Source organism: Sandarakinorhabdus sp., assembly GCF_041689835.1.
In the GTDB taxonomy this organism is placed as follows: Bacteria; Pseudomonadota; Alphaproteobacteria; order Sphingomonadales; family Sphingomonadaceae; genus Sandarakinorhabdus.
In genome coordinates this window covers 1-5,871 of the sequence record NZ_JBDNFM010000054.1, presented here as the reverse complement: position 1 = coordinate 5,871, position 5,871 = coordinate 1, and the positions used below count along the sequence as shown (strand labels likewise).

6 protein-coding genes are annotated in these 5,871 nt (G+C 63.7%); 4 read left to right on the top strand and 2 right to left on the bottom strand.

Annotated features, from left to right (window positions below):
* Nucleotides 1–742, bottom strand: a 742-nt coding sequence (locus ACESL8_RS02805) for a pyridoxal phosphate-dependent aminotransferase (RefSeq protein ID WP_372915729.1), incomplete at its 3' end; no start/stop codon positions are given.
* Between the two features lie 57 nt (nucleotides 743–799).
* Nucleotides 800–2,578 carry an aminodeoxychorismate synthase component I gene (gene pabB, locus ACESL8_RS02800; RefSeq protein WP_372915727.1) on the bottom strand — a complete coding sequence of 593 codons (1,779 nt, stop codon included), beginning with the start codon at nucleotides 2,576–2,578 and terminating at the stop codon, nucleotides 800–802.
* A gap of 213 nt (nucleotides 2,579–2,791) precedes the next feature.
* Between pabB and ccoN the strand changes: the two genes are divergently transcribed.
* The 4 genes from ccoN to ACESL8_RS02780 all read left to right on the top strand — a co-directional run.
* Nucleotides 2,792–4,468, top strand: coding sequence for a cytochrome-c oxidase, cbb3-type subunit I (ccoN, locus tag ACESL8_RS02795; RefSeq protein WP_372915724.1), 1,677 nt, complete (start codon nucleotides 2,792–2,794; stop codon nucleotides 4,466–4,468).
* Between the two features lie 14 nt (nucleotides 4,469–4,482).
* Nucleotides 4,483–5,238, top strand: a complete 756-nt coding sequence (gene ccoO / locus ACESL8_RS02790) for a cytochrome-c oxidase, cbb3-type subunit II (protein WP_372915722.1) — start codon at nucleotides 4,483–4,485, stop codon at nucleotides 5,236–5,238.
* Complete coding sequence (locus ACESL8_RS02785) at nucleotides 5,235–5,411, top strand: cbb3-type cytochrome c oxidase subunit 3 (protein WP_372915719.1); 177 nt, start codon at nucleotides 5,235–5,237, stop codon at nucleotides 5,409–5,411. Before ccoO ends, ACESL8_RS02785 begins: the two co-directional genes overlap by 4 nt.
* Nucleotides 5,404–5,871 (top strand): cbb3-type cytochrome c oxidase N-terminal domain-containing protein (locus ACESL8_RS02780; RefSeq protein ID WP_372915717.1); only part of this gene is annotated, 468 nt, incomplete at its 3' end. The genes ACESL8_RS02785 and ACESL8_RS02780, both read left to right, overlap by 8 nt.

Genomic DNA, 5,871 nt, shown 5'->3' with positions numbered 1-5,871 from the left:
TGCGCCAACCGGTCATGGCATAGGCCTTGGAGGCGCCATTCACGGTAAGCGTGCGGTCATACAGGCCGGGCTCGATCTCGGCCAAGGTGCCGAAATCAAAGCCGTCATAAACGATGTGTTCGTACATGTCGTCGGCCAGCACCAGCACGTGCGGCGCGCGCATCAACACGTCAGCCAGCGCCTTCAATTCGGCGCGCGTGTACGCCGCGCCGGTGGGGTTGGACGGCGAGTTGAAGATGAACCAGCGCGTGCGCGGCGTGATGGCGGCCTCCAGTTGCGCCGGCGTCAGCTTGAAGCCCTGCGCCACGCCGCACTGGATAACGACCGGGGTAGCGCCGGTAAGCAGCACGATATCGGGATATGACACCCAATAGGGCGCCGGGATGATGACTTCATCGCCCGGATCAAGTGTGGCCAGCAGGGCGTTGAAAATCGTATGCTTGCCGCCCGAATTGATACTGATCTGGTCAAGCCCGTAGTGCAGATTATTGTCACGCTTGAACTTGTGCTGCACCGCCGCCTTGCATTCGGGCGTGCCGTCCACGCCGGTATATTTGGTCTGGCCGGCGCGGATGGCAGCGATGGCGGCCTCTTTCACGAAATCCGGCGTGTCGAAATCCGGCTCGCCGGCACCGAGCCCGATGATGTCGCGGCCCTGGCGCTTGAGATCAGCCGCCTTGTTGGTCACCGCGATGGTGGGGCTGGGCTGGATGCGATTAACGGCGGCAGAGGTGCGGTTCATGGGCGGTTCCTTGTCCGAAGCAGGCCAATAGGTTGGCATTTGTTGCGGTGCAAGGCGCTATTGACGCAACACGGCGGGTATCAGCCCCCTGAGCGCGTTGCCAACCAGAAATCCGCTCACCAGATCGGCCGGGGTCAGCAGTGCCTCCACCGCCCTGCCCTCCGCGATCAGCCGCGCCCGCAGGATACCGGGCAGCAGGCCCAGATCGGCAGGGGGCGTCAGCAGGCGGCCGCCGCGCTTGACGAACAGGCTGGTGAAACTGCCTTCCGTCACCAACCCGTCCGGGCGTACGAAGATCACTTCCGCCGCGCCAGCAGCCCGGCGGGCCTCGTCATAAAACGCGCGGTCGCTGGTCTTGTGGCACAGGCGCCAATCATCGCCAGCCACCGGCAGCGGGACCAGCGCCGCCAACAGCAGATCCGGCAGCGGCAGCGGCGGCGGTGACAAGTGCAGGCTCCATGCACCTGATGGCGCCAGCAGCAGCCGGGCGCGGCCGGTGTGGCCGACCACTGCGCCGAGCAGCGCGGATTCGAGCGCGGCGCGATCAAAGCGGTGACCCAGATGCGCGGCGCTGGCCGCCAGCCGGTCAAGATGCAGGGTCAGATCGGGCAGCGTGCCGGCCTCCACCCGCATCGTCTCGATCAGATCGGGCAGCGCGCGGCGGTGGAGGAACGCCGCCTTGGCCAGGCATTCGGCCCATTCATCCGCCGCCACGCTGTCGGCGACGATGCCGCTGCCCAGGCCCAATCCTGCATGGCCCAATCCTGCATGGCCCAATCTTGCATGGCCCAATCTTGCCTGGGCCGTGTTGCCGCCCACCGGCAACGCCAGCGTGCGGATGGCGACATTGAACAGCGCATCGCCGTTGGCCGAAATGGCGCCGATGGCCCCGCAATAGGCCCCGCGCGGTGCCGGCTCCACCTCGGCCAGCACCTCCATACTGCGGATCTTGGGCGCACCCGTCACCGATCCACACGGGAACAACGCTGCCAGCACATCGGCTGCCATAACGCCGGGCTTGGCGGTGGCGGTCACGGTCGAAGTCATCTGCCAGACGGTCGGATAGGCCTCCAGTTCGAACAACGCCGGCACCTCCACGTTATCGGCCACCCGCGACAGATCATTGCGGATCAGATCGGTGATCATCAGGTTTTCAGCCCGGTTCTTGGGGCTGGCGGCCAGTTCCGCGCGGCGCGCCTGATCCTCGGCGGCAAAGCGCCCGCGCTTGGCCGTGCCCTTCATCGGCCGGGAAGTGAGCCGGCGGCCATCGAGGCGAAAGAACAATTCGGGCGACAGCGACAGCAACCACAAATCGCCAGTGAACAGCAGCGCCCCGAACGGTGCCGCGCTGCCGGCCCGCAGCCGGGCATAAAGACTGATCGGATGGCCGTGCACCGCGACCTGGGCCGGGAAGGTGAGATTGGCCTGATAAATATCGCCGGACGCGATCAATTGCTGCACGCGCATTTGGGCAGCAGCGTGATCGGCTGCGCCAACGGCCGGCATCACCGGGCCTATTTTGGCCGGCCGCGCCTGCCAGTCCGCCAACAGTGCAGCCGCATCAACCGCTTCGTCACGGGCAAAACGGGCGAGCCAGGCCAGCGGCTGGCCTGGCGGCGGCGGCCGTTGCAGCGCGTGCAGCCGCGCTTCAAGCGCGTACCCGGCTTCGAACCCGACAAAGCCGCCCCAGGCGCCCGGTTCGGCCAGCCGCGCCAGCGCGCCGGCAACAGCGGCGTGATCCGTGACAGATATCGCCTCCTGCACACCGGTCAACAGCCGGGCGCTGCCGCTTGCAGCGTCGTCGAGCAACAGGAATGGCTGGGAGGGATCAAGCACGGGCAACACATAGCGGTGCGAACCCGCCATCGGCAACTATCCGCCCATGCAGCGGATATGATGCCACAGCCTGCTGCAACGCAGATGCTCCGGGGCTTGCTGCGTAAAAACGCCCTCCGTTGCAATACCTAATAGGGCAAGCCCGTATTCCCGCACTGCGGCAGACAGCGCCAAAGGGGCGCCACGTGCAATCATCACAAGAGGGGCAACCACATGCCTGCGACGCTGGCAAAATCGGGCGGCCTGTTCCTGGCCACGATCATCGCATTGCTGGGCATGGTCCAGGCCGAGGATACGGCCTTTGCCGTACATATGGCCATCATGGCGTTGGCCGCGCTGATCGCTGCTCTGGCAGTAATGGCCGGCGCCAGAACGGCTGGCGCGCTGGCCCACGATGAAAGCCTGTATGACGATGCGCCGGTGCGTTGTGGCGTGATTGCCACCACCTTCTGGGGCGTCGTCGGCCTGCTGGCTGGCTTGGTCATCGCGCTGCAACTGGCCTATCCAGTGCTCAATCTGGGCTTTGAATATACCAGTTTCGGCCGGCTGCGGCCGCTGCACACGTCGGCCGTGATCTTTGCCTTTGGCGGCAACGCGCTGATCTGCACCAGTTTCTTTGTGGTGCAGCGCACGTGCCGAGCCCGGTTGGCCTTTCCCGGCCTCGCCCGCTTCGTGTTCTGGGGTTATCAACTGTTCATCGTGCTGGCTGCCACCGGTTATGTGATGGGCGTCACCGAAGCACGCGAATATGCCGAACCGGAATGGTATGTCGATCTGTGGCTTACCGCGGTGTGGGTGTCGTATCTGGTCGTGTTCGGCGGCACCATCGTCAAACGGCGCGAACCACATATCTATGTCGCCAATTGGTTTTATCTGGGCTTCATCATCACGGTGGCGATGCTGCACCTGGTCAACAACCTGTCGATGCCGGTCAGCGTGTTCGGCTCCAAAAGCTATTCGGCTTTTGCCGGAGTGCAGGATGCACTCACCCAATGGTGGTATGGCCACAATGCGGTGGGTTTCCTGCTTACCGCCGGCTTCCTGGCCATGATGTATTACTTCGTGCCCAAGCAGGCGGAACGTCCGGTTTACAGCTATCGTTTGTCGATCATCCACTTCTGGTCGCTGATCTTCCTGTATATCTGGGCTGGCCCGCACCACCTGCATTACACCGCGCTGCCCGATTGGGCGCAAAGCCTGGGCATGGTGTTTTCGGTGATGCTGTGGATGCCGTCGTGGGGCGGCATGATCAACGGCCTGATGACGCTGAATGGTGCCTGGGAAAAGATCCGCACCGATCCGATCATCCGCATGATGGTGCTGGCCATGGCCTTTTACGGCATGAGCACCTTTGAAGGTCCGGTGATGTCGATCAAATCGGTCAACTCGCTGTCCCACTACACCGATTGGACCATCGGCCATGTGCATTCGGGCGCGCTGGGCTGGAACGGCATGATCACCTTTGCCTGCATGTATTATCTGGCGCCCCGCCTGTGGAACCGCCAGCGCCTGTACAGCCTGCGGCTGATCAACTGGCACTTCTGGCTCGCCACCGCCGGCATCGTTTTCTACACGGCGTCGATGTGGGTCGCCGGCCTCACCCAGGGCCTGATGTGGCGCGAATATGGGGCCGATGGGTATCTGGTCAACAGCTTTGCCGAAACCATTGCCGCCATCCACCCGATGTATGTGCTGCGGGCCTTTGGCGGTGTGCTTTACCTTGCTGGAGGGCTGGTGTTCGCCTGGAACATCGCGATGACCATCGCCGGCCGTCTGCGCCAGGAACAGCCGATGACACAAACCCCCTACAACGCCGCTGCCGATCGGCCGCTGCCTGTCCCCGCCCGCCCGATGTCCGGTGCTGGCGGCGGCCTGCAGCCCGCCGAATAAGGGAGGATCAACCCATGGCTTCATCACCGCAAAAACCCCCCAAGGAAGGGTTTTCCCACCGCACGATCGAACGCAACGTCACGCTGCTGGGCCTGCTGTCCCTCGTCGCCGTCTCCATCGGCGGCATCGTTGAAATCGCGCCGCTGTTCTGGGTCGATTCCACCATCGAAAAAGTGGAAGGCATGCGCCCCTACACCCCGCTCGAACTGGCCGGGCGCAACATCTACATGCGCGAAGGCTGTTATCTGTGTCACAGCCAGATGATCCGCCCGTTCAAGGACGAAGTGGAACGTTATGGCCACTACAGCCTGGCCGCCGAGAGCATGTACGATCACCCGTTTCAGTGGGGATCGAAACGCACCGGCCCCGATCTGGCGCGCGTGGGCGGCAAATATTCCGATGCCTGGCACGTTAACCACCTGAAAAACCCGCGCGAGGCAGTGCCGGAATCGATCATGCCGCCCTATGCCTTTCTGGCTGAAAAGCCGCTTACCGCCGGCGACCTGCGCACGCATCTGGAGGCGCTGCGGATTGTGGGCGTGCCCTACACCGATGCCGATATCGCCAAGGCCAATGACGATCTGAAACTGCAAGCCACCGCCGATGCCGACAGCGCCGATCTGCAGGCGCGTTTCCCCAAATCGCAGGTGCGCGATTATGACGGCAATCCGGCCGTGGTTACCGAAATGGATGCGCTGGTCGCCTATTTGCAGATGCTGGGCACATTGGTCGATTTCAAGGCGGCGCAGGCGCAGGAACAGGCCAAATGAGCCGCTATGAGGTGCTGCGCCACTTTGCCGACAGCTGGGCGCTGGTGGGCATGTGCCTGTTGTTTCTGGGCTTGGTTGGTTGGACGTTTCGGCCCAGCGCCCGCCGGCACCACGAAGACGCAGCACGGCTGATCTTCGCGCCGGAAAAACCCGGGAGGGACAGAGATGACTGAGCAGGGCAAACGCGTCGACGAAGCCACCGGCACCGATCTGGTGGGCCACGAATGGGATGGTATCGAGGAACTGGATACGCCGCTGCCGCGCTGGTGGGTGTATATCTTTGCCGCCACCGTGGTGTTTGCGGCCGGCTATATGGTGGCCTATCCCTCGTTTCCCGATGTGGCTGGTTTGACCGGCTGGAGCAGCCGCGGGCAACTGGATGAAACCCTGAAGGCAGAAGTGGCCGCGCGCGCGCCGCGCGTCACCGCCATCGCCGCCACACCGGTCGAAGCCCTCACCGCCAATCCGCAACTGATGCGATCGGCCATCGAAGGCGGCCGCGCTGCCTTCAAGGTAAATTGTGTGCAGTGCCACGGGTCGGGCGCCGCCGGATCAAAGGGCTATCCCAATCTGAATGATGACGACTGGCTGTGGGGCGGCGATATCGCGGCAATCCAGACCACGCTCACCCAC

Bases quoted from the DNA above. Each gene is read 5' to 3' on its own strand.
- ccoN (WP_372915724.1), top strand. From the start codon at position 2,792: ATGCCTGCGACGCTGGCAAAATCGGGCGGCCTGTTCCTGGCCACGATC.
- ccoO (WP_372915722.1), top strand. From the start codon at position 4,483: ATGGCTTCATCACCGCAAAAACCCCCCAAGGAAGGGTTTTCCCACCGC.
- ACESL8_RS02785 (WP_372915719.1), top strand. From the start codon at position 5,235: ATGAGCCGCTATGAGGTGCTGCGCCACTTTGCCGACAGCTGGGCGCTG.